Here is a 25,252-nt window from a genome sequence, read left to right as displayed (position 1 = left end):
TGACAACGTTTGCCACCGTCGTTGATCTGCGTGGCCGATCTGTAGGGGCCCAATAACGTTGATTGAATCACTGGCGCATGTCGTGACACTGCCGCAGCTGTGCAAGTGGCGGGCGGAGACAATGCCGACTCGACTGTCACACGGGTATCTGGTCGACGGCGAGCAGGAAGCCGGACTGAGCTACGCCGAACTGGACCGGGCCGCGCGTGCCGTCGCCGTGGAACTGCGCAGGCACGTTTCGCCGGGGGATCGGGCGTTACTGCACTACCCGCCCGGTCTCGAATTCCTCGTCGGTTTTTTCGGCTGTGCCTACGCCGGTGTCGTCGCGGTGCCGATCGCGCCGGTGGACGCGCGGGGAGGCGAGGCGGCGGCCAGGGCGCGGGCGGTGGCCCGCAGCGCCACGCCGAAGCTGCTGCTGTCCTCGGCGGGGTTCCTGGCGTCGAACACGGCGGTGCTGCGCGAGGTGCTCGGCGACGCCGGGCCGGCCCGCCTCGCCACCGACACCGTCGATCCCGCCCTCGCCGCCGGCTGGCGGGACCCGGGGGTCGAGGCGGACACCGTGGCCTATCTGCAGTACTCGTCCGGATCCACCGGCGAGCCCAAGGGCGTCGTGCTCACCCACGCCCAGGTGCTGCACAACCTCGCGGTGATGGAGGACCTGGTCACCCTGCGGCTGTCCACCGACGTGGTGAGCTGGCTGCCCATGTTCCACGACATGGGCCTGCTCTCCGGCGGCATCCTGCCGATCTTCGCAGGCTGCCCGGCGATGATCCTCTCGCCGGTCGGTTTCATCCGTCGCCCGTACCGCTGGCTGGAGGCGCTCGGCCGCGGCGAGAAGGTCGTTTCGGTGTGCCCCAACTTCGCCCTCGACCTCTGCGTCCGGCGCACCACCGAGGCACAGCGCGCGCGGCTGGACCTGAGCCGCCTGCACACCGTGGTGATCGGCGCGGAACCGGTGCGCGCGGCGACCCTCGACCGCTTCGCCGCCGCGTTCGAGCCCCACGGGCTGCGCCGCGACGCGCTGCGCCCGTGTTACGGGCTGGCGGAGGCGACCCTGCTGGTGAGCGGCGGGCCCGGCCACTTCGAGCCCCGGGTGCACACCGTGGACGCGGAAGCGCTGGCGCGCGGCGAGGTCCTGGCACCGGGTGGCAGCGGGGAGACCCGCACGCTGGTCGGCTGCGGTGGAGTGAACGACCGGGTGCGCGTGGCGATCGTCGAACCGGGCACCTCGCGCCCGTGCCCGCCCGGCCGGGTCGGCGAGATCATGGTCGGCGGGCGCAGCGTCGGCAGCGGCTACTGGGACAACCCGCGCGCCACCGCGGAGACCTTCGGCCAGGCGGTCGACGGCGCCGGCGCGGACTTCCTGCGCACCGGTGACCTCGGCCTGCTGCTGGACGGCCAGCTGGTCGTCGCCGGCCGCCGCAAGGACCTCATCCTGGTGGACGGCGCCAACCACTACCCGACCGATCTCGAGTCCACAGTGGAGGAAGCGGACGCGGAGATCCGGGCCGGGCACTGCGCCGTGGTCTCGGTGGACGACGGCGAACGGGAACTCGTCGTGGTGCTGGCCGAGGTCTCCGCGCGGGTCTCCCGGGGACCGGACGGGGCGGCCCGCCGGCCGGGGATCCGCGCCGCGGTCCGCCGGGAGATCTCGGCCCGGCACGGGGTGGCGGTGCACGACGTCGTCCTGCTGCCGCCGGGCAGCCTTCCCTTCACCAGCAGCGGAAAACTCCAGCGCGCCGCCTGCCGGGCGGGGTATCTCGACGGCCACTTCGAATCGCTGCGGGTGGACGCCACCACGGCGGTGGTCTCGTGACCTCCGGGGCCGACCCGGGAACCGTGCGGCAGCGGTTGCGGGCCATTGTCGCCGCGGAGCAGGGGGTGCCCGCCGAGGACGTCGACACCGGGAGCTCCTTCCACGATCTCGGCCTGAGCTCCAGCCAGCTGATCAGCGCCTGCGGCGAGTTCGAGGACTGGCTGGGCAGTCCCGTGCCCGCGTCGATGCTCTACCAGTACCCGACGATCGACGCGCTCACCGCCGCGCTCACCGGCCCCGCCGTTTCGCCGACGCCCGCCCCGGTTTCCGCCGCGCCGCAAGGGGATCCGGTGTGCGTGGTCGGCCTCGGCTGCCGGTTTCCCGGCGGTGCGAACGGCCCGGACCGGTTCTGGCGCGCCCTCGTCGCGAGGACGGACGCGGCCACCGAGGTGCCCGCCGACCGGTGGGACGCCGCGGCGTACTTCGACCGGGACCCGACGGCGCCGGGGAAGTCCTACACGACACGCGGCGGTTTCCTGGACGACCTCGCCGGGTTCGACGCGGACTTCTTCGGGATCCCGCCCGCCGAGGCGGTGCGGATGGATCCGCAGCACCGGCTGCTGCTCGAGGTGACCTGGTCGGCGCTGGAGCACGCGGGGGTCGCCCCGGACCGGCTGCGCGGCAGTCGTACCGGCGTGTTCGTCGGCATGATGGGCAGCCAGGAGTACGCCCGGGTACAGACCGACCGCGAGGCGGACGCCTGTTTCGACGATCCCTACTTCGGCTACGGCACCGCCCCGAGTGTCGCCGCGGGGCGGCTGTCCTATCTGCTGGACCTGCGCGGGCCCAGCCTGTGCCTGGACACCGCGTGCTCCTCCTCGTTGCTGGGCGTGCACCTGGCCGCGCAGAGCCTCGCGAGGGGGGAGTGCGACCTCGCGGTGGCCGGTGGGGTCAGCGCGCTGCCGCATCCCGCCGCGCTGGTGCAGGCGTGCCGGGCGCATATGCTCGCCGCGGACGGCCGCTGCAAGACCTTCGACGCCGCCGCCGACGGCTTCCTGATGTCCGAGGGCTGCGGCGTGGTCGTCCTGGAACGGCTCGGCGACGCGGTCGCCAGGGGCCACCGGGTGCTCGCCGTGCTGCGCGGGTCCTCGGCGGGGCAGGACGGGCGCAGCAACGGCATGACCGCGCCCAATCTCGCGGCACAGGTCCAGGTCATCCGCGACGCGCAGGCCGCGGCGGGCGTGCGGCCGTCCGAGGTCGGCTACCTGGAGACGCACGGGTCGGGCACCCGGCTGGGCGACGCGATCGAGGTCTCCGCCCTGCGGGAGGTGTTCGGCGCGGACCGCGACGCGGTGGCGCCGCTGGTGCTGGGCGCGGTGAAGAGCAACCTCGGTCACCTGCTCGGCGCGGCGGGGATCGCCGGGTTCATCAAGGCGGTCCTGGTCCTGCGGCACGGCGAGATCCCGGCCAACCTGCACCTGACCGAGCCGAGCCCGGACATCGACTGGGCGCGCTCGCCGGTGTCGCTCCCGGACCGGCTCACCGCGTGGCCCGCGACCGGCGGGCCCCGGATCGCCGGGGTGAGCTCGTTCGGCTGGTCGGGGACCAACGTGCACGTCGTGCTGGAGGAAGGCCCGGCGCCCGGGGCGCCGTCGCCGGAGGCCGGCGGCGGATGGCGGCTGCTCATGCTCAGCGGGCACACCGAAACCGCGGTGTCGCGGGTGGCGGCCGGACTGCGGGAGGAGCTGACCCGGCGCGGCGAGGAGGTCGACCTGGCCGACGTGGCGTACACCCTGCGCGAGGGCCGCGCGGAGCTGTCCCACCGGCTGTCCGTGGTCTGCCGGGACGTGCCGGAGGCGGTGCGGGCGCTGGGCTCGGTGAGCGGCCCGATACCCCGGGTGCGCGCGGAGGGCGACCGGGGGGCCGGGTTCCTGTTCCCCGGGACCGGGGACCACGCCGTCGGCATGGGCCGCGGGCTGTATGACACCGAGAAGGTCTTTCGCGCCACGTTCGACGAATGCGCGGACCTGCTGCGCCCGGAGCTGGACGCCGATCTGCGCGACCTGGTGTACCCGGCGGACGCGTCCGGCGCCGCCGTAACCGGGCTGGCCGGCCTGCTCGGCCGAGCACCGGCGGCGCGGGACCGGTCGCTGCACCGGGTGGACGTCGTGCACAGCGCCGTGTTCACCGTGGAGTACGCGCTGGCGAAACTGTGGCAGAGCCGGGGAGTCGAACCGGCGGCCCTGCTCGGGTACAGCCTCGGCGAGTACGTCGCGGCCTGTCTCGCCGGGGTGTTTTCCCTGCCGGACGCCCTTTCCGTGGTGGCGCGGCGGGGACGGCTGATCGGCGGGCTGCCCGGGGGCGTGATGCTCGCGGTCCCGCTGCCGGCTGCCGAGCTGACGGGCCTGCTGCCCGCCGGGGTCTCCGTCGCCGCGTACAACGGGCCCGCGATGGCCGTCGTGGCCGGACCGCCGGAACCGGTGCGGCGCCTGGAAAACCTGCTCGACGGACGGGACGTCGTGCACCGGCGGGTGAACAACGGGCATGCGCTGCACACCGGCGCGCTCGCCCCGGTCAGGGCGGGCCTGGTGGAGCTGATCGGCGAGGTTTCCCGCGGAGCGCCGGAAATCCCGGTGATCTCCTCGCGGTCCGGTGACTGGCTCACCGCCGAAGAGGCCGCCGACCCCGGGTACTGGGCGGCGCAGATGTGCGAGCCGGTGCGGTTCGACCGGGGCCTGCGCACCTTCGCCGAACGGGCCGGGATCGCGCTGGAGACCGGACCGGGCCAGACGCTCAGCAGCCTGGCCGGGCAGCGGGCGGACGGCGACGGCCGGGGCGTCACGGCGATTCCCACCCTGCGGCCGGGCTGGATCGAGGGAGACGACCACGAGTACCTGACGCGGGCGGCGGGCCGGTACTGGGCGGCGGGCGGGAGGACCGCGCGCGAGCGGGAGACCGGCCGCCGGATCCTGGCGCTGCCGACCTATCCGTTCGAACACCGGCGGTTCTGGCCCGATCGTGTCCACAACGTACAACTCCACAATGGACAGTCCGGTGGCGTGCGGAGCCACTACGGACTCGAAGCGCCCGACAAGCGCGAGGACCGGGCGGACTGGTGTCACGTGCCGGTGTGGAAGCAGTCCTTCCCGATCCTGCGCGACGCCATGGGGGAGAAGGATCGCTGGCTGGTGCTCACTCCCGGCCCCGCGCTGGACGAGATCGTCACCGCGCTGGGCGCGGGGACCGCGGGCGTGGTCACGGTCGCTCCCGGCGAAGGATTCCGGCAGCGCTCGGCCGATTCCTACGTCGTCGCGCCCGACGGCTATCGCCAGCTGGTCGAGCGGTTGCGTGACACGGACCGGCTGCCCACCCACGTGCTGTACGCCTGGCCGGACGGGGACAACCTCGTCTACCACGTCCTGCGGAACCTGCTGGGCGCGCTGGGCGGGCACGCCGCGGGCATCGGGGTACGGGTGCTCTCCGTCGACGCGCAGGATGTCCTTCCCGGCGAGGCCGCCGATCCCCGGATGGCGACCGCGCACGGTTTCACCGGCACACTGGAGCAGGAGTTCCCCGGCATCGGCTACCGCGTGATCGACGTGGCCTCCGCCGATCTCGCCGCCGCGAAACCGGCGAACCGCGCGCGGCTGGTGGCCGAACTGCGGTCCGGCGCCACGGATCCGTGCGTCGCCTATCGGGGTGGCGTGCGGTGGGTGCGCGGGTGGGATCCCGTCCGGATCGAACCGGCCGGGCCCGGCGCGGTGTGGCGCGAGGACGGCGTCTACCTCATCACCGGCGGCTTCGGTGAGCTCGGCAGGGCGCTCGCCCGCGGTCTCGCCGCGCGAGGCGGGACCCGGCTCGCCCTGCTCGGCCGGTCGGCACCGGAGCCGGAAGTGGTCCGGGAACTGGAGGAACTGGGCGCGGAGGTGCTGCCGCTGCCGGCCGACGTGGCCGATCCCGCCCAGCTCGCCGACGCGCTCGGCCGGATCCGGGCGCGGTTCGGCGCGCTGCACGGGGTGATCCACGCGGCCGGGGTACCGGCGGGCGGGCTCGTCACGGTGGGGGGCCGGGAGGACGCCGAACGCGTGCTGCGGCCCAAGGTCGACGGAACGCTCGCGCTGTGCGAGGCGCTGGCCGGGCAGCCGCTGGACTTCCTCGTCCTGTACTCGTCGTCGGTGGTCGCCTTCGGGGGCCTGGGTGAAAGCGATTACAGCGCCGCCAACAACTTCCTCGGCGCGTTCGCGCGGGCACAGCGCGCGCGAGGGCTGCCGGTCACCGCGATCGACTGGGGGCCGTGGCAACGGGACGCGTGGACCCCGGCCGGCGCCGGAACCTGGGCCCGGCTGCGGGAACTGCGCGATCGCTACGGGATCACCGACGAGGAGGGGATCGACCTGCTGACTCGGGTCCTCGCGACCCCGCTCGCGCAGGTCATGGTGGTACCGCAGGATCCGGACCTGCTCGCCGCGCGGTGGCGGGAGCTGGCCACGGTCCCGGGCGGCGCGGCGCGCGCGCATCCCCGGCCCCCGCTGCGCACCCCCTACGTGGCGCCCCGGACCGAGGTGGAGCGCACGATCGCGAAGGTCTGGCAGCGCTGTCTCGGCGTGGACCGGGTGGGGGTCGACGACCAGCTGTTCGAGCTGGGCGGGACCTCCCTCATCGGATTGACCATCGTCGCCGCGCTGGCCAAGGAACTGGCCGTGCCGCTTTCGGCGGCGGACCTGTTCGAGGCCCCGACCCCCGCCGCACTGGCCGGTGTCGTCGCGAACCGGCTCGGCGGCGGCGAAACCGGACCGGCCGCCCCGCGCGGCGAGCGCGGCGCCCGGCGTCGCGAACTGGCCGAGGCGGCGGCCCGGCGGGGCAGGCGAACGAAGGGACGGACCCGGTGAGCGAGGAGCCCGAGGAGTCTACTGTGGACGATGACACGTCGGTCGCGATCGTCGGGATGGCCTGCCGGTTCCCCGGCGCCGCCGACCTCGGCCAGTACTGGCGCAACCTGCGCGGGGGAGTCGAGTCGATCACCCGGTTCACCGACGAGGAACTGCGCGCGGCCGGTGTCGACGAGGAAACGCTGGCCGATCCCGCCTACGTCAAGGCCGCGCCGGTGCTCGACGACGTCGAGCTGTTCGACGCGTCCTTCTTCGGCTTCACCCCGGCCGAGGCCCGGATCAGTGATCCGCAGCAGCGGCTGTTCCTCGAAGTCGCCTGGACGGCGCTGGAGGCCGCCGGATGCGATCCCGGCCGGTTCGACGGCTCCGTGGGCGTGTTCACCGGGTCGGCGTTGAGCACCTACCTGCTCAACAACCTCGTGACCAATCCCGGTGTCGCCGAATGGGCCGGGCGGATGCAGCTCGCGCTCGGCAACGACAAGGACTCGCTCAGCACCCGCGTCGCCTACGCGTTCGACCTGCGCGGGCCGTCCTACGGGGTGCAGAGCTACTGCTCCAGCTCGCTGGTCGCGGTCGCCGCCGCCTGCACGAGCCTGGTCGCGGGCGAATGCGACGCGGCGCTGGCGGGCGGTGTCTCGATCAGCGTCCCGCACCGGGTCGGCTACCAGTACCAGGAGGGCGGCATCAGCTCGCCCGACGGGCACTGCCGGGCCTTCGACGCCGACGCCGGGGGCGCGCCGCTGGGCAACGGCGTCGGTGCCGTGGTGCTCAAGCGGCTGAGCGACGCGCGGGCCGACGGCGACCACGTGCACGCGGTGATCCGCGGCTGGGCGGTCAACAACGACGGCGGTGTCAAGGTCGGCTACACCGCGCCCGGCGTGCTCGGGCAGGCCGAGGTGATCGGCGACGCCATGGCGAACGCCGGGGTCGGCGGCGCGGACATCGACTACGTCGAAACGCACGGCACCGGCACCGCGCTGGGGGACGCCGCCGAGTTCGCCGCACTGAGGCGGGCCTTCGGTGACAGCGTCGAGCCGGGCGGCTGCGCCATCGGCTCGGTGAAGACCAACTTCGGCCATCTCGACCGCGCGGCCGGGGTCGCCGGGCTGATCAAGACCGCGCTCGCGCTCGAACACCGCGAGCTTCCGCCGACCCTGCACTTCCGCGCCCCGAACCCCGGGATCGACCTGGCGGGCAGCCCGTTCCGGGTACAGACCGAACTGGCGGAGTGGGCCGGGCGCGGGCGGCCGCGCCGCGCCGGGGTGAGCGCCTTCGGGATCGGGGGCACCAACGCCCACGTCGTGCTCGAAGAGGCGCCCGCGGCCGAGCCGACGGTACCGGTCACCCGGCCCGAAACCCTGGTCCTGTCCGCGCGCACCGCCGAAGCGGCCGACGCCAGGGTCCGCGCGCTCGCCGGGGCGCTGGCAGCACTGTCCGAATCGGACACTCCGCTCGCGGACGTCGCCCGCACGTTGCAGCTCGGCCGCGCGGAGTTCGAACACCGCCGCGCGGTGGTGGTCGCCGACCGGGCCGACGCCGTGGCGGCGCTGGGCGAGCCGGGATGGCCCCGGCTGGTGCGCGGCGACGAGCCGGTGCCGGGCCGCTCGCTCGGCTTCGTCTTCGCGGGTGGCGAAGACCGCCCGATGACGGTGCCCGCGGGCCTGGTGGCCGAGCTGAGCGCGGCCGAACCGGTCTTCGCCGACGCCGTCGGCGAGGTCGTGGACCGCTCCGGCGAAGTGGTTCCGGCGCTCGGGGACGTGCTGACCGGCGCCGGGGAAGCGACGCTGCTCGCCGCGAGCCTCGCGGAGTTCGTGCTCCAGTACGCGCTGGGCCGCACGTTGTGGCGCTGGGGCGTCCGCCCGGACGTGCTGACCGGGCACGGCATCGGCGCGTACGCCGCGGCCGTGCTGGCCGGGGTGCTCTCCCTGCCCGATGCGTTGGCGCTGCTGGCTTTCCGCGCACAGCTGCCCGAACACGCGGAGCTGGACGAAGCCGCGCTGACCGGCTGGGTCCGCGAGCATCTCACCCCGTCCCCACCGGAAACGCCGTACCTGTCGGACCTCACCGGCGCCCGGGTCACCGGCGACGAGGTCACCGATCCCGGCTACTGGGCGAAACAGCTCCGCGCGCCGGGCCGGTTGGCCGGGCAGGTGGGTGAACTGGGCGGTGGGCTGGACCGGGGCATCGTCCAGTTCGGCGGCGCCGCGGACCTGGTCGCCCGGCACGCGGACGCGTCGGCACTGGTCGTCCGGGTGGGCGGGAACACGTCCGGTGACGCGGCTGCGGCGTTGCAGACCGCCCTCGCGAAGCTGTGGGCGGGCGGGGTGGCCGTCGACTGGGCGGCGCGGGACGACGCACCGCGGCGGCGGGTCCCGCTGCCCACTTACCCGTTCGAGCGCAGGCGGTACTGGGTCGATCCGCCCTCGGCCGACCGGCCGGACGAGCCTCGGCTGTACGCCGAGCGGTGGCGACCGGCCGAAGTGCCCGAAAGCGACCGCGCGACCGGGCCGTTCCTGATCTTCGCCGAGGACTCCGGGCTCGGCGCCGCACTGGCGGCCCGCGTGGACGCGGGCGTCACCGTGCGGGCGGGCGAGGCCTTCGCCGAACTCGCCGAGGACTCCTTCACCGTGCGTCCCGGCGTGGCGGCCGACCACGACCGGCTGGTGGCCCGGCTCGCCGAGCTGGGACGGCTGCCCTCGCGCGTCGTGCACCTGTGGGGTGTCACCGGCGCCGACGAGGACCCGGCGTCCCCGGAAACCCTGCGGGCACACCGGATCCGCGGTTTCGACACCCTCGTGTGCCTGGTCAGGTCGCTGGCCGCGCTGGCGAAGTCCGGGGTGGACATCACCGTCGTCGCCGATCACCTGCACGAGACGGGCACCCCCTCGCCCGGCAAGGCCGCCGTGCTCGGCGCGTGCCTGGTGATCCCGCAGGAGCACCCCGGATTCGGCTGCCGCAGCGTGGACGTCACCGGGCAGCACGGTGACCTCGGGGACCTCGCGGAGCGGCTGCTCACCGCACCCGCGGTCCCCGCCGCCGCGTATCGCGACGGCAGCTGGCTGACGCGGTCCTACACCGCGGCGCCACCGCCCGCCGTCGAGCCGCCGCTGCGTGACGGTGGCGCCTACCTGATCACCGGCGGGCTCGGCAGCGTCGGGCTGCTGGTGGCCGAGCACCTGGCGAACACGGCGCGCCGTCCCCGGCTGGCGCTGGTGGGCCGGACCGGCCTGCCGCCCCGCGCGGAGTGGCCGTCGATCCTGGCGGACGAGCCCGACGGCACCGTGGCGCGGCGCGTCACCCGGGTACTGGCGCTGGAGGACCTCGGCGCCGAGGTGCTGGTCCTCGCGGGCGGGGAACCGGACACGATGGAAGACGCCGTGCGCCAGGCGGTACGCCGGTTCGGCGCCCTCGACGGCGTGGTGCACGCCGCCGGGCTGACCGCGACGGACGAGTTCGAGCCGATCCAGACGCTGCCCGGCGAGCTGACCGATCGGCACTTCGCCGCGAAGGTGGACAGCCTGCTCGCCGTCGGCCGGGCGCTGGCCGGGCGGCCGGCGGGCTTCCACGCGCTGTTCTCGTCGATGTCCACGGTGCTCGGCGGGCTCGGGTTCGCCGCCTACGCCGCCGCCAACGCCACCCTGGACGCGTTCGCGCGGTACGGCGCCGGGTCCGGGCAACGCTGGGTGAGCGTCGACTGGGACACCTGGGCACCCACGGCCGAGCAGCTGGACGGCCTGCGCCTCGGTGACTCGATGACCCGGTTCTCGATGAGCGTGGCGGCCGGGCTCGCCGCGTTCGACCGCGCGCTGGTCACCGGCGAGCCACGGGTCGTGGTGGCGGTGGGCGACCTCGAAGACCGGGTGCGGCAGTGGGTGATCGCCGAGCCCGCCCGCGACGACCACGGCGCGCCCGCACTGTCCACAGGGGACTACGAGCGGCGGCTGACCACGCTGTGGCGGGAGACGCTCGGGATCGAGCACGTCGGCATGGACGACAACTTCTTCGATCTCGGCGGGAACTCCCTGATGGGCCTGCAACTGCTCAAGCGCGTGGGCCGGGAGTTCGGCACGAACGTCCCCGCCGTCACGCTGTTCCAGGCACCCACCGTCGCCACGCTCGCCCGGCATCTCGCTCCCGAGCAGGAACAGACCGAGGCCCCCTCGGCCGCCGAACTCGAGCGGCGACGCGCGGCGACGGGCCGGGCGGACACCGGGGAGATCGCCGTCATCGGGATGGCGGGCCGTTTCCCCGGCGCGCCGGACATCGACCGGTTCTGGCGAAACCTGAGCGAGGGCAGGGAATCGATCCGGTTCTTCACCGACGAGGAACTGCTCGCCGCGGGCGTGCCCGCCGAGCAGCTCGCGCTGCCCAACTACGTCAAGGCCCGGCCGGTGCTCGACGACGTCGACCTGTTCGACGCCGGATTCTTCGGCTACAGCCCCAAAGAAGCCACCCTGACCGACCCGCAGCAGCGGGTGTTCCTGGAGTGCTGCTGGCACGCGCTGGAGCACGCCGGATACGCCGGGCCCGGCTACGAAGGGCTCGTCGGGGTGTTCGCGGGCACCAACATCAGCACCTACCTGATGCGGCTGAACGAGGCGGGCCAGCTCGACGCCGGGGTCAGCGACTACCAGGTGGTGATCGGCAACGACAAGGACTCGCTGACCACCGCGGTGTCCTACAAGCTCGACCTGACCGGGCCGAGCATGGCGGTGCAGACCTTCTGCTCCACCTCGCTGCTGGCGGTGCACCTGGGGATGCGAAGCCTGCGGTCGGGGGAGAGCGACGTCGTGCTGGCCGGCGGCGTGTCGATCCGGGTACCGGACCGGATCGGGCACCTCTACACCGAGGGCGGGATGGAGTCCCCGGACGGGCACGTGCGCACCTTCGACGCCAAGGCCCACGGCTCGATGTTCGGCGACGGCGCCGGGGTGGTGGTGCTCAAACGGCTCGCCGACGCGCTCGCCGACGGCGACACGGTGCACGCCGTGCTCAAGGGGTCGGCGGTCAACAACGACGGCGCGCTCAAGGTGGGCTTCACCGCGCCGAGCGTGGCGGGCCAGGCCGCGGTGGTCTCGCGCGCGCTCGCCGACGCCGGGGTCGACCCGGCGACGGTGTCCTATGTGGAGGCACACGGCACCGCGACCGAGCTGGGTGACCCGATCGAGATCGCGGCGCTCACCCAGGCCTTCGGGGACACCGTGGACCGGCAGTCCTGCGCGATCGGCTCGGTCAAGACCAACGTCGGGCACCTCGACCGCGCGGCCGGGGTCTCCGGGCTGATCAAGGTGGTGCTTTCGCTGCGGCACCGGGAACTCCCGCCCAGCCTGCACTACACCGCGCCCAATCCGGAGATCGACTTCGCGGCGAGCCCGTTCTACGTCAACGACCGTGGTCGCGCGTGGCCGGTCCGCGCGGACGGCCCGCCGCGCCGGGCCGGGGTCAACTCGCTGGGCATGGGAGGAACGAACGTGCACGTCGTGGTCGAGGAAGCGCCCGGGCGCGAGCCCGCTTCGCCGGGCCGGGAGACCCAGCTGCTGGTGCTGTCCGCGCGCGGCCCCGCCGCGCTGGACGAGGCCACCGCCGATCTGGGCCGTCACCTGCGCGAGAATCCCGACGCCGTGCTGGCCGACGTCGCCTACACCTTGCAGGTCGGGCGGGGCCTGTTCGACCATCGCCGGGTGGTGCGGTGCTCGGGCACCGAGGAGGCGGTCAAGGCGCTGGAGGGCGCGGACCCGGCCAGGGTGCTCACCCGGCACGAACCGAGGACCACCCGCCCGGTCGGGCTGCTGTTCGCCGGGGTCGGCGAGCAGTACCCGGGCATGGCGACCGAGCTGGCCGCGGCCGAGCCGGTGTTCGCCGCTGCGCTCGGCGAATGCGCCGAGGTGCTGACTCCGTTGCTGGGACTGGACATCCGCGAGGTGCTGTGCGGCGAACGGCAGGCACCGGCGGCCGATCTCCGGTCGCTGCTCGGCCGGGACGGGGCCGCCGCGCCCTCGCCCGCCGACGAGCTGCTCACCCGGACCTCGATCGCCCAGCCGGCGGTGTTCGCCGTGGAGTACGCGCTGGCCAGGCTGCTGCTGTCCTGGGGCCTGCGGCCGGACGCGATGGCGGGCTACAGCCTCGGGGAGTACGTCGCGGCCACCGTCGCCGGGGTGCTGAGCCCGCCGGACGCGTTGCGGCTGGTCGCCCACCGCGCCCGGCTCATCGACGAGCTGCCGAAGGGCGCGATGCTCGCGGTGTCGCAGTCCGCGGGCCGGGTGCGCCCGCTGATCGAGTCCACTGTGGACATCGCGGCGGTCAACTCCGCCGGGCAGTGCGTGCTGGCCGGTCCGACCGAGGTGATCGAGCGGATGGCGGCCCTGCTGACCGGGCGCGAGATCGCCTGCCGCCCGCTGGACACCGGGCACGCCTTCCATTCGCGGCTGCTCGAACCGATCACCGCCGAGCTCACCGCCTGGGTACGGGACACCGTGACGCTGTCGGAACCCCGGATGCCCTACGTGTCCAACGTGACCGGCACCTGGATCACCGCGGCGGAGGCCACCGACCCCGGCTACTGGGCTCGCCACATGTGCGGGACGGTCCGGTTCGCCGACGCGGTCGGCGCGCTGCTGGCCGAACCGGACCGGCTGCTGCTGGAGGTCGGGCCCGGCCAGTCGCTCGGCGCCTTCGTCCGCCAGCACCCGGACTGCACTCCGCAACGGATGGCGCTGATCGTGCCGACCCTGCCCGCCCGCCACGAGCGGGTCACCGGGACCGAGGCGGTGCACGCGGCACAGGGGAGGCTGTGGCTTTCCGGTGTCGGCGTCGACTGGGACGCCTACCACGAGGGGGAGCGGCGGTCCCGGGTGCCGCTGCCCGGCTACCCGTTCCAGCGTGAGCGGTACTGGATCGAGGAACGGCCCGCTGCCCCGGTCACGACGAAGGCGGCGTCCATCGACCTTTCGGGCGATCCGCGTGAGCTGCTCTCTTCCTTGCCCCGCAAGGAACTCCGCGACTGGTACTACCTCCCGGCCTGGCGCCAGGCGGTACCACCCCCGGCCGCGGAGCCGCCGCGGGACGGGCCGTGGCTCGTCTTCGCCGATGCCGGGCCGGTGGCCGACGCGGTGGCGGGGAAGCTGGCGGGCGCCCGGATCGTCCGCGTGACGGCGGGGAGCGGTTTCGCCGCCATCGACGACGACACCTTCACCGTGCGGCCCGGCGAAGCCGGGGACTACACGAAACTGGTGGACCGGGTCCGTCCCCGGCACGTGCTGCACCTGTGGACGCTGGACGCGCCACCCGCGGACGCCGAGGCGAGCCGGTGGCTGCTCGACCGCGGCTACTTCAGCCTGCTGTGGCTGGCGAAGGCGCTCGGCCAGGGCGGGGAGTGCGACCTGGTGGTGGCGACGGCCGGCGCGTTCAACGTGAGCGGAACCGACGCGGTGCGCCCGGAACTGGGCACCGTCGCCGGTCCGTGCCAGATGGTGCCGCTCGAACTGAGCGATGTCCGGTGCCGCCAGGTCGACGTCGTGGCGCCGAAGACACCGGCGCAGGCCGGGGAAATCGCCCGGCGGCTGCTCGGGGAACTCGCCGCGGACCCGGCCGAGGCCCAGGTGGCGTGGCGGGGTGCCCGCCGCTGGCTGTCCGGGTTCGAGCCGCTGCCCGCCCAGCCGGAGCCGGACACCACCGCGCTGCGCGAGCGCGGCGTGTACCTGGTGACCGGCGGGCTCGGCGGCATCGGCCTGGCGATCGCGCGCGGACTGGCCCGCACGGTGTCGGCCCGCCTGGTGCTGCTCGGCCGCTCGGCGCCGCCACCCCGGGAGCGGTGGACGGCCCTGCTGGCCGATCCCGCCACCCCCGAGGAGGTACGGCGGCGCATCGAGGCGGTCCGCGATCTGGAGGCCGCCGGTGCCGAGGTGCTGGTGTGCGCCGCCGACATCGCCGATCCCGAGCAGACCCGGGACGCGCTCGCGGCGGCGGTCGACCGGTTCGGCGCGCTGCACGGGGTCGTGCACGCCGCCGGGGTGCCCGGGATGGGGTTGTTGCAGTTCAAGGACGACGAGAACGCCGCGATCGCGCTCCGGCCGAAGGTGGACGGGACCCGTGTGCTGCTGGACTGCCTCGCCGGGCGCGAGCAGGATCCCGCGCCGGACTTCGTCGCGCTGTTCTCGTCGATCACCTCGGTCACCGGCGGCGGTCCCGGTCAGGTCGACTACTGCGCCGCCAACTCCTACCTCGACGCGGTCGCCCAGCGCGCCTGGGCGGACGGGGACACCAGGGTGTTCAGCATCGACTGGGCCGAATGGCGCTGGAACGCGTGGGGCGCGGGACTTTCCGGGTACGCGCCGCAGGTCCAGCGGTTCTTCGAGGAGAACCGGTCCCGGGTCGGCATCACCTTCGACGAGGGGTGGCTGGCGTTCCTCGGCGCGCTGGGCGCCGGCCAGCCGCAGGTGATCGTCTCGCCGCAGGACTTCCAGGTGCTCGCCGCGCTGAGCCGGTGGTTCACCATCGAAACCGTGCTGAACCTCAGCATCGGCGACGCGGGGGCGCGGCATCCCCGGCCCGAGCTCAGCACCTCCTACGTGAGCCCCGGCACGGACCTGGAGCGCCGCATCGCCGGGATCTGGTCCGACGCGCTCGGTGTCGCCGACATCGGGGTCCACGACAACTTCTTCGAACTCGGCGGCAACTCGCTGATCGGCGTCGACCTGATCGCCCGGATCCGCCGGGAACTGGACCGGGACGAGCTCACCCCGCACGTGCTGTACCTGGCGCCGACGGTCGGCGCCCTCGCCCACCTAGCCGGTGACGACGCCGATCCCGCCGTGGAGGCGGGGCGGATGCGGGACCGGCGCGATCGCGGTGCCCTGCGCCGCCAAGGCCTGCGTACCAGGAGGAACCGCTCATGACCGACGACACCCAGGAATACCCGGAGCCCGACTCGATCTCGGTGATCGGGATGTCCGGCCGTTTTCCCGGCGCGGCCGGCACCACCGCGTTCTGGGCGAACCTGATGGCGGGGCGCAGCGGCGTCCGGCCGTTCACCGAGGAGGAACTCGCCGCCGTCGACCCGGCGGTGCGCCGGAACCCGAACTTCGTGCCGGTGGTCGCGGACGTGGCCGACGTCGATCTGTGGGACGCCGCCTTCTTCGGCTTCAGCCCCCGGATCGCCGAGCTGACCGACCCGCAGAACCGGCTGTTCCTCGAATGTTCGTGGGAGGCGCTGGAAAACGCGGGCTACGACCCGATGGGCTGTCCCGGCGTGGCCGGGGTGGTGGCCGGGTGCGGGTTCCCGACCTATCTGATGAACAACATCTTCGGCCACTGGGACACCATGGCCGAGATGGGCCACCTGCAGCTCGCGATCGGCAACGACCGGGACGCGCTGAGCACGATGGTCGCCTACAAGCTCAACCTGCGCGGGCCCAGCTTCACCGTGCAGACCTCCTGCTCGACCTCGATGGTCGCGGTCCACCTGGCGTGCACCAGCCTGCTGACCTACGAAAGCGACGTGATGCTCGCGGGCGGTGTCGCGATCCAGTCGCCGCAGGCCGAGGGATATGTCTACGAGGAGGGCGGCATCGCCTCGCCGGACGGGGTGATCCGCAGCCTCGATGCCAAGGGACAGGGCGGGGTCTTCGGCAACGGGGTGGGCGTGGTCGTGCTCAAGCGCACCGCGGACGCGCTGCGCGACGGCGACCAGATCTACGCCCAGATCATCGGCTCGGCGACCAACAACGACGGGCTCTCCCGCGCCGGGTTCGCCGCGCCGGGGCTGCGCGGCCAGAGCGAGGTCATCGCCGAGGCGCTCGCCAACGCCGAGGTGGCGCCGGACACGGTGTCCTATGTGGAGGCCCACGGCACCGGGACGCTGCTCGGCGACGCGATCGAACTGGACGCGGTGTCGCAGGCGTTCCAGCCGAGGGACCCCGCGGCCGGGCCCTGCGCGGTCGGCTCGGTGAAGCCGAACATCGCGCACACCGACCGGGCCTCCGGGGTGCTCGGGCTGATCAAGACCACCCTGATGCTGCACCACTCCCGGATCCCGCCGCAGATCAACTTCGAGTCGCCCAACGCCAAGCTGGACACCGCGAGCGGGGCGTTCCGGGTGGTCACCGAGGCGGAGAAGTGGCCCCTCGGCGCGGGTCCGCGGCGGGCGGTGGTCAACTCGTTCGGGATGGGCGGCACCAACGCCGTCGCGGTACTGGAGGAGGCGCCCGAACGCGCGCCCCGCGAACCGGCCGCGCCGGTACCGCAGGTGCTGGTGCTCTCCGCCCGCTCGGCCGACGCGCTGGACGAGGCGGCCCGGAACCTGCGCGATCACCTGCGGGCGCACCCGGAACTCGACCTCGCCGACGTCGCGTACACCCTCCAAACAGGACGGACGGCGTTCAACCACCGCCGGATCCTCGCCTGCGCCGACGTCGCCGACGCGGTGGCCGCGCTGTCCGAACCGGGCGCCCCGCGCGCGCACGGCAGGCACCAGACCTTCCGTCACCGCGAGGTGGTCGTGGTCGTGCCCGGCGACCGGCCGACGGACGCGGAACTGGCGGCCGCCCAAGCACTGTACGAGGCGGAGCCGGTGTTCCGGGACGCGCTCACCGAAGCGGCCGAGGCGATGGGAGCGGCCGCCGCGAAGGTGTGGGAAGCACCCGAGAGCGGCGCGGTCCTGCGGTACGCGCTCGGAAAGCTGGTGGTGTCCCTCGGGGTGCCGGGCAGGCGGTTCATCGGGGTCGGTACCGGTGCGCGGGTGGCGGACTGCCTGGCCGGGACGTCGCCGCTGACGGCGTTGCGGGATACCGGGGACCGGCCGGACGACGCCGAGCTGCGGAAGCTGGCTGGGGACGCCGATCTGGTGCTCCTGGAGCTGGGCGACGGGCGCCTGTTGCGCGCGGTGGCCACCGGTGCGGCCCGTGACGACGACGGTTCGCGGGTCGCGGCGCTGGCCGCCTCGCCCGCCCCGGCCGAGGTCCTGGTGCGGGAGCTGGCAGGGCGGCTGTGGCTGAGCGGCGCCGATCCGGACTGGGCCGCGGTGCACGCGGACGGGCGGCGGCGTCGCGTCGCGCTCCCGACCTACCCGTTCGAACGGCGGCGGGTCTGGCTCGACCCCGCGCCCGGCGGGCTCGCGCGGCCACGGTCGGAGGAACGGAACGAGGACATCGGGCAGTGGTTCTACGCGCCGGTCTGGCGGCAGGCCCCGAGGCTGGTGCCCGCCGGGCTGGACACGCGGCTGGCCGAGGCCGGACCGTGGCTCGTCGTGGCCACCGAAGCCACCGCCCCGTTCGCCGAGGCGTTGCGTGGCCGGCTCGCCGTGGCCGGGGCCACCGCCGACGTGCTCGTCGAGTCACCCGCCGAGCCGGTGTCGCTGGGCACGCTCCGTCCCCGCGTGGTGCTGCACACCGGCGCGGCCGACGACGGTGTGGCCGAAAACGGTGTGGCCGAAAACGGTGTGACCGGCTTCGACCAGGCGCAGTGGGCGGGCTTCGACGGCGTCCGGCGGCTGGTCGGGGAACTGGTCCGCGACGGGGCCGCGGACCTGCCCCGGATCCTCGTGCTGGCAACGAAATCCGCGCACGTCTCGGGCGCGGGGGAGGTGCGGCCCGAGCGTGCCGGGCTGGCCGGGCTGGCCAGGGTGATCCCGCAGGAGAACCCCGGCCTGCGCTGCCGGGTGGCCGACATCGGCGCGGCCCCCGACCTCGACGCCCTGCTCGCGGACGCGCTCGACCCCGGCTCGGCCGATCTGGCCTACCACGAGGGCGGGCGCTGGCAGCGGGACTACGAGCCGTTCGAACTCCCCGCGCCCGCCGACGGCGCGGTGTTCCGGGAGCGGGGCGTCTACCTGCTCACCGGCGGTCTCGGCCAGGTCTGCCTCGCGGTGGCCGGGCACCTCGCCGACCGGTACCGGGCCCGGCTCGCGCTGCTCACCCGGACCCCGCTGCCCGCCGAGGACGACTGGGACGCCTGGCTGCGGGAACACCCGGCGGCCGATCCCACCGGCGCGCGCATCTGTGCCGTCCGGGCGCTGCGGGCCGCCGGTGCCGAAGTGCTGGTCCTGACCGCCGACGCCGCCGACCCCGCGCAGGTGGCCGCGGCGGTGGAGCGGGTGCGGGCGGTCTTCGGCGAGCCGCACGGGGTGATCCACGGCGCCGGGATCCAGTCCGAGGAGTTCTTCGGGCTCAGCCACGACCTGAGCGTCGAGCAGTGCCGGGAGCACTACCGCGCCAAGCTGTTCGGGCTGCGCGCGATCGCCGGGGCGCTCGATCTGGACCGGCTGGACTTCTGCGTCACACTCTCCTCGTTGGCCACCGTGCTCGGCGCGATCGGGCATTCGCCCTACGCCGCGGCGAACGCGGCGATGGACGGCATGGCGGACGCGTTGTTCGCCGCCGGTCACCGCCGCGTGCTGAGCGTGAACTGGGATTCCTGGCCGAGCGCCACCGACGGCGGGGAGATCGGCGGCGCCACCAGCACCGTGGCGAAGTACCGGATGACCTACGCCGAGGGCATCGCGGCGCTGGAGCGGGCGCTCGGCGCGGTCGGCGCGCTGCCACGTCTGGTCAACTCCACCGGCGATCTGCGCCCGCGCCTGGAGGCGTGGGTCGACGCGGGCGGGCTCCGACAGGACGCCGCGGGCGGGGACCGGCATCCCCGGCCGCCGTTGCCGAACCCGTTCGTGCCCGCGGGCGACGACATCGAGAAGAAGGTCGCCGAGGTGTGGGAGGAAGTGATGGGCCTGACCGGCATCGGCGTGCTGGACAACTTCTTCGAGCTGGGCGGCCATTCGCTGATGGCGGTCCGGATGATCGGAAAACTCCGGAAGTCGGTCGGTGTCAACGTGCCCATCGCGGTGCTCGCCGAGTGCCCGACGGTGCGCGAGCTGGCCGACCGGATCAAGATCCTCGACCCGGCCGCGGCCGGGTCCGACGCGAAGACCCGAGCAGCAGGGAGTGCGGGATGAAACGAGTGGGTGTGGTCGGCGCCGGCGTGATGGGCACCGGGCTCGCGCAGAACCTCGGCCAGTGCGGCTACGAGGTGATCTTGACCGACCTGACCGACGAAATCCTGGCGGGGGCGGCGCAGCAGATCCGCGCGAACGTCCGCATGGGCAAACTTCTGGGCAACGGCGGCCCGGAGTTCGACCCGGAGCTGGTCCGGTACACCACCGACCACGGCGAGCTCGCCGAGGCCGACTTCGTCATCGAGAACATCACCGAGAAATGGGACCTCAAAAAGGAGGTCTACCCGCGGCTGGACGCGATCTGCCGTCCGGAGGTCGTGTTCGCGGCCAACACCTCGGCGATCTCGGTGACCCGGCTCGCCGGGCTGACCGGGCGGCCGGACCGGGTGCTGGGCATGCACTTCATGAACCCGGTGCCGATGAAACCCGCGGTCGAGGTGATCCGGGGGTGGCACACCACCGACGAAACCCTGCGCACCGCGGAGGAACTGCTGGAGGGGATGGGGAAGGAGGGAATCGTCGTCGCCGACGCGCCGGGGTTCGTGTCGAACCGGGTGCTGATGCTCACTGTGAACGAAGCGGTGTACCTCGTGCACGAGGGAGTCGCCGGCGCCGAGGAGGTCGACCGGATCTTCAAGTCGTGCTTCGGCCACAAGATGGGGCCGCTGGAGACCGCCGACCTGATCGGGCTGGACACGATCCTGTTCAGCGTCGAGGTGCTCTACGAAAGCTACAACGACAGCAAGTACCGGCCCTGCCCGCTGCTCAAGAAGATGGTCGACGCCGGGCTGCACGGGCGGAAGTCCGGACAGGGCTTCTACACCTACCACTGAACCATCACCGACCGACGATCCACAAAGGACCCGACTATGCCATCCGACGCGCGCGGCCAGATCCGCGACTTCATTACCGGAAAGTTCCCCGGTGTCGAGTTCGCCGACGGCGACGACATCTTCACCCTCGGATTCGCGACCTCGCTGTTCGCCATGCAGCTGGTGATGTTCGTCGAGAAGACCTTCGGGTTCGAGATCGGCAACGAGGACCTGGAGATGGCCAACTTCCGTTCGGTGGACGCGATGGCGGCGCTGGTGGACCGGAACCTCGACGCCGTCTCGGCGGGGCGGTGACACCGATGTCGCTGCTGGCCGAACCCGCGGTCGGGGCGCGTTCCCGCGCGTCCTTCCGCGAATTCGTCGACACCGCCGTCGCCCCGTACGCCGACCGGTTCGACCGGGACCAGAAGATCCCGGCCGAGGTGCTGCGACAGGTGGCCGGGCGCGGCTACTGGGGCGCGGTGCTGCCCGCCACGGACGGCGGCTCCGGCATGGACATGGTGACCCTCGGGGTGCTGCACGAGGAGATCGGCCGCGGCTGCTCGTCGCTGCGCAGCCTGCTGACCGTGCACACCATGGCCGCGTGGGCGCTGCGCCGCTGGGGCACCACGGAGGCGCGGGAACACTGGCTGCCCGGACTGGCCTCCGGCGACACGCTCGGCGCCTTCTGCCTGACCGAGCCCGCCGCGGGCAGCGACATCAGCCTGGTGGCCACCACCGCGGTCCGCGACGGTGACGACTACGTGCTCGACGGCGTCAAGCAGTGGATCACCGGCGGTCAGGTGGCGGACGTGTTCCTGGTGTTCGCGAAGACCGAGCGGGGGCTTTCGGCGTTCGTGGTCGACGCGGACAACCCGGGGGTGCGGTGCACGCCGGTGGAGAACGCGCTGGGCACCAGGGCGAGCATGCTGGCGGAGGTGCTGTTCGCCGAGTGCCGGGTGCCGGCGCGGGCGTTGCTCGGCGCGGAGGGGGCGGGCCGGATGGTCGCCACCGCCGCGCTCGACCTCGGCCGCTACAGCGTGGCCGCGGGCTGCGTCGGCATCCTGCAGGCCTGCCTGGACGCCTCGGTCGCGCACACCGCGGGCCGCGAGCAGGGCGGCGTGCTGCTGCGCGAGCACCAGCTGGTCCGCCGGATGATCTCCGACATGGTGACCGGGGTGCAGGCCGCCCGCGCGCTCGTCCGCCGCGCGGGGGAGCTGAAGGACGGCCGGGACCCGGAAACCCTGACGGCCACCTGGATCGCGAAGTACTTCGCGTCCACGCAGGCGATGCGGGCGGCCACCGACGCGGTGCAGCTGCACGGCGCGAGCGGCTGCGCCGACGGGCATCCGGTCAACCGGTACTTCCGGGACGCCAAGGTCATGGAGATCATCGAAGGCAGCTCGCAGATCCAGCAGCTCACCATCGCCGAACACGCCTACGAAACCGCTTCCGGGGGTCACTCATGAGTAAACCCCGTCAGGGCAGGGTCAAATGTGTGGTCTGGGACCTCGACAACACGCTGTGGGAGGGCGTGTTGCTGGAGGACGGCCAGGTCACGCCCCGGCCCGAGGTGGTCGAGGTGATCGAGGAACTGGACCGGCGCGGGGTGCTGCACTCGATCGCCAGCCGCAATGACGCCGATCTCGCGTTGCGGGAGCTGGAAAAGCACGGTCTGCACGAGTACTTCCTGCACCCGCAGATCTCGTGGAACCCGAAGTCGGAGTCGATCCGCGCGGTCGCCGAGGCGCTGAACATCGGGATCGACGCCTGCGCGTTCGTGGACGACCAGGAGTTCGAACTGGCCGAGGTGCGGTTCGCGCTGCCCGAGGTGCTGCTCGTGCCCGCCGACCGGACGCGCGGGATCGTGGACATCCCGGAGTTCACTCCGCGGTTCGTCACCGACGAATCCCTTGTCCGCAGGAAGATGTACCGCAGCGCGATCGAACGGGACACCAGCGAACGCGAGTTCACCGGCACCAACGAGGATTTCCTCGCTACCCTCGGCATGGTGTTCACCATCGCGCCCGCCGCGGAGGATGACCTCAAGCGCGCCGAGGAACTGACCGTCCGCACCAACCAGCTCAACTCCACCGGGGTCACCTATTCCTACGCGGAACTCGACCACTACCGGACCTCCCCGGATCACCTGCTGCTGATCGCGGGGCTGACCGACCGGTTCGGGTCCTACGGCAAGATCGGGCTCGCCCTCGTCGAGACCGCGGGCCCGGCCTGGCGGCTCAAGCTGCTGCTGATGTCCTGCCGGGTGCTCTCCCGGGGTGTCGGGGGCGTGCTGCTGAACCACATCGTGCGGCTGGCCGGGGACAACGGGGCGGACCTCGAGGCGGAGATCGTCGACACCGGGCGCAACCGGATGATGTTCGTGACCTACCGGTTCGCCGGGTTCACCGAGGCCGGCCGGGAGGACGGTGTCACGGTGCTGCGGGCGGATCCGGGGCGCGTCGCGGATCCGCCGGCGTACCTGAAGGTCCGCACCCCCGCCGCGCAGGCCGTGTCCGGGCCGGAGAGCGGCGGGTGAGCGCCTGGTTGCCGGCGGCGTCGCCGGTGGAGGGCATGCGGTTGTTCTGCTTTCCGCACGCCGGTGCCGGCGCCTCCGCGTACCGGGCCTGGACGGGCCCGCTGGCCCGGTCGGGCATCGCGGTCTGCCCGGTCCAGCTGCCCGGCCGGGAAAACCGGATGGGCGAACCCGCCTTCCGTGCGGTGGAACCCTTGGTCGACGCGCTCGTGATGGGCCTGGCCGACCGGCTCGTGCCGCCCTTCGCCCTGTTCGGGCACAGCATGGGCGCGCTGGTCGCGTTCGAGCTGGCGCACGCGCTGCGGGAGCGGGGCGCGCCGCTCCCGGCGCAGCTGTTCGTGTCCGGCCGGATCGCACCGCAGCTGACCGACCCGAGAGGGAAACTGCACGACCTGTCCGACGCCGAACTGGGCGCGCGGCTGGCGGAGCTGGACGGGATGCCCGCGGCGCTGCTGGCCGATCCCGAGGTGCTGGCGTTCCTGCTGCCGCTGCTGCGGGCGGACCTCGCGGTCAACGAGGACTACCGGTACTCGCCGCGCCCGCCGCTGCCGATGCCGATCACCGCGTTCGGCGGCACCGGCGACCCGAAGGTGACCGAGGCCGAGCTTCGCGCCTGGGCGGAGCAGACCGACGCCGCCTTCGCCGCCCACTCGCTGCCCGGCGGGCACTTCTTCGTGCAGGAGTCGATGCGGTCCCTGCTGGGGTTCCTGGCGGTCGAGCTGTCGCGGACACTGGCGGCGCCGCGGGTGCCGGGACAGGGGGCTCGATGAGCGTGGACGGGGAAGCGCGGGCCGCCGGGGGGCCGGTGAGCACCGGTCCGCCGCCGATGGCCTGGCGGCCCGTAGGCGGGGTGGCCCTCGCGTTGGGCGCGGTGCTGCTCGCCACCTCGTCCGGGTACGGCTACTTCCGCGACGAACTGTACTTCCGGCTGCTCGGGCAGGATCTGGCCTGGGGTTACCGGGACCAGCTCGGGCCGGTCACGCCCGCGCTGGCGCGGGTGACGCGCGAGCTGCTCGGCGACACGGTGTGGGCGCTGCGGGTGCCGTGCGCGCTGCTGCTGGCGCTGACCGTGCTGGTGGTCGCGGCCACCGCGCGTGAGTTCGGGGGCGGCCGGAACGCCCAGCTGCTGGCCGCGACCGGCACCGCGGTCTCGGTGTTCCCGTTGATGATCGGCCACGTGCTGCTGACGTCCACAATGGACCTTCCGCTGTCGTCGCTGACGATCCTGTGCGTGGTACGGGCGCTGCTGCGTGCCGACGGGCGGTGGTGGCTGGCCTGCGGCGCCGTGATCGGGTTGGCGCTGTACAACAAGAAACTCGTCCTGCTGCTCGCGCTGGGCATCGTCGTGGGCCTGCTGCTCACCGGGCCGCGCGCGGTTTTCCGTGACCGCTTCCTGTGGTTGGGCGCGCTGCTCGCGGTGCTGGTCGGCGCGCCGACCCTGCTCCACGAAGTGCGCACCGGCTGGCCGATGCTGGAGACCGCGTCGGCGCTGACGGCGAAGAACGGCACCGCCAACCGCATCGCCTTCGTCCCGCAACAACTGCTGCTGCTCGGCCCGTTCCTGGTGCCGGTCTGGCTCGCCGGGGCGGTGGGGCTCTGGCGGGACCGGGCCTGGCGCCCGGCGCGCGCACTGGTGGCCGGCTGCCTGGTGTGCGCGGTGCTGTTCCTGGTCACCGGCGGCCGCCCGGACTACACCGTCCCGCTGCTGCTCCTGCTGCTGGCCGCCGGGAGTGTCTCGGCCGTGCGGTGGCTCGGCCGGAAACCGGGCCGTCCGCCGCTGCTGGCCGCCGGGCTGGTCCTGAACGCCGTGCTCGCCTCGATCGTCGCGTTGCCGGTGCTGCCGCAGCGCGTGATGGCGGGCAGCGGGCTGGCGGCCGTCGACCCGATCTTCGCCGGGCAGACCGGCTGGCCGGAGCTGGCCGCGCAGACGAGCGCGGCCTACCGGAGCCTGCCGGAGCGGGAGCAGGCGGGCACGGTGGTGGTGACCGCGAACTACGGCCAGGCCGGGGCACTGGACCGCTTCGGCGCGGACGACCGGCTCCCCGCTGTCTACAGTGGACACAACCAGCTGTACTACCGCGGCGTGCCACCGGAGACCGCGACCACCGTGATCGCGGTGGGGCTCAAGCCCGCGTTCACCGCCGGGCGGTTCCGGGAGTGCCGGACCTACGGGCGGATCGGCGAGGGGCACGCTGAGGTGGTCAACGACGACGCCGGCGCGGTGGTCCAGGTCTGCCGCGGACCGCGGGCGCCATGGCCCGCGTTGTGGCCGGAGTTCCGGCATGTCGACTGAATTCGTGTCCCGGTGAGGAGCGG

Annotated in this window: 10 protein-coding genes; all 10 read left to right on the top strand. The window is 73.4% G+C overall.

Annotated features, from left to right (window positions below):
* Positions 1–121 precede the first annotated feature (121 nt).
* From ABD987_RS40115 to ABD987_RS40070, 10 genes are read left to right on the top strand one after another with little or no spacing between them, the layout of a single operon-like run.
* Positions 122–1,816, top strand: a complete 1,695-nt coding sequence (locus ABD987_RS40115) for a fatty acyl-AMP ligase (protein ID WP_345407283.1) — start codon at positions 122–124, stop codon at positions 1,814–1,816.
* On the top strand, positions 1,813–6,645 hold the full coding sequence (locus ABD987_RS40110; protein ID WP_345407280.1) for an SDR family NAD(P)-dependent oxidoreductase: 4,833 nt from the start codon (positions 1,813–1,815) through the stop codon (positions 6,643–6,645). The genes ABD987_RS40115 and ABD987_RS40110 overlap by 4 nt, the downstream gene beginning before the upstream one ends.
* Positions 6,642–15,539, top strand: coding sequence for a type I polyketide synthase (locus tag ABD987_RS40105; protein WP_345407277.1), 8,898 nt, complete (start codon positions 6,642–6,644; stop codon positions 15,537–15,539). The genes ABD987_RS40110 and ABD987_RS40105 overlap by 4 nt, the downstream gene beginning before the upstream one ends.
* Positions 15,536–19,588, top strand: a complete 4,053-nt coding sequence (locus ABD987_RS40100) for an SDR family NAD(P)-dependent oxidoreductase (RefSeq protein WP_345407274.1) — start codon at positions 15,536–15,538, stop codon at positions 19,586–19,588. The genes ABD987_RS40105 and ABD987_RS40100 overlap by 4 nt, the downstream gene beginning before the upstream one ends.
* The gene (locus ABD987_RS40095; RefSeq protein ID WP_345407271.1) at positions 19,585–20,421 is read left to right on the top strand and encodes a 3-hydroxyacyl-CoA dehydrogenase family protein; all 837 of its coding nucleotides are present in this window, start codon (positions 19,585–19,587) and stop codon (positions 20,419–20,421) included. Before ABD987_RS40100 ends, ABD987_RS40095 begins: the two co-directional genes overlap by 4 nt.
* A 36-nt stretch (positions 20,422–20,457) precedes the next feature.
* Entirely contained in the window at positions 20,458–20,715 is a 258-nt protein-coding gene (locus ABD987_RS40090) for a phosphopantetheine-binding protein (protein WP_345407268.1), read from the top strand.
* Between the two features lie 5 nt (positions 20,716–20,720).
* Positions 20,721–21,869 carry an acyl-CoA dehydrogenase family protein gene (locus tag ABD987_RS40085; RefSeq protein WP_345407265.1) on the top strand — a complete coding sequence of 383 codons (1,149 nt, stop codon included), beginning with the start codon at positions 20,721–20,723 and terminating at the stop codon, positions 21,867–21,869.
* Positions 21,866–22,939, top strand: coding sequence for an HAD-IIIC family phosphatase (locus tag ABD987_RS40080; protein WP_345407262.1), 1,074 nt, complete (start codon positions 21,866–21,868; stop codon positions 22,937–22,939). Before ABD987_RS40085 ends, ABD987_RS40080 begins: the two co-directional genes overlap by 4 nt.
* Positions 22,936–23,706, top strand: coding sequence for a thioesterase II family protein (locus tag ABD987_RS40075; RefSeq protein ID WP_345407259.1), 771 nt, complete (start codon positions 22,936–22,938; stop codon positions 23,704–23,706). Before ABD987_RS40080 ends, ABD987_RS40075 begins: the two co-directional genes overlap by 4 nt.
* Entirely contained in the window at positions 23,703–25,229 is a 1,527-nt protein-coding gene (locus ABD987_RS40070) for a glycosyltransferase family 39 protein (protein WP_345407256.1), read from the top strand. Before ABD987_RS40075 ends, ABD987_RS40070 begins: the two co-directional genes overlap by 4 nt.
* Positions 25,230–25,252 lie beyond the last annotated feature (23 nt).

Source organism: Amycolatopsis samaneae, from assembly GCF_039541975.1.
In the GTDB taxonomy this organism is placed as follows: Bacteria; Actinomycetota; Actinomycetes; order Mycobacteriales; family Pseudonocardiaceae; genus Amycolatopsis; species Amycolatopsis samaneae.
Note: the sequence above shows the minus strand (reverse complement) of the source record. Positions and strands in the feature narration are given on the sequence as shown.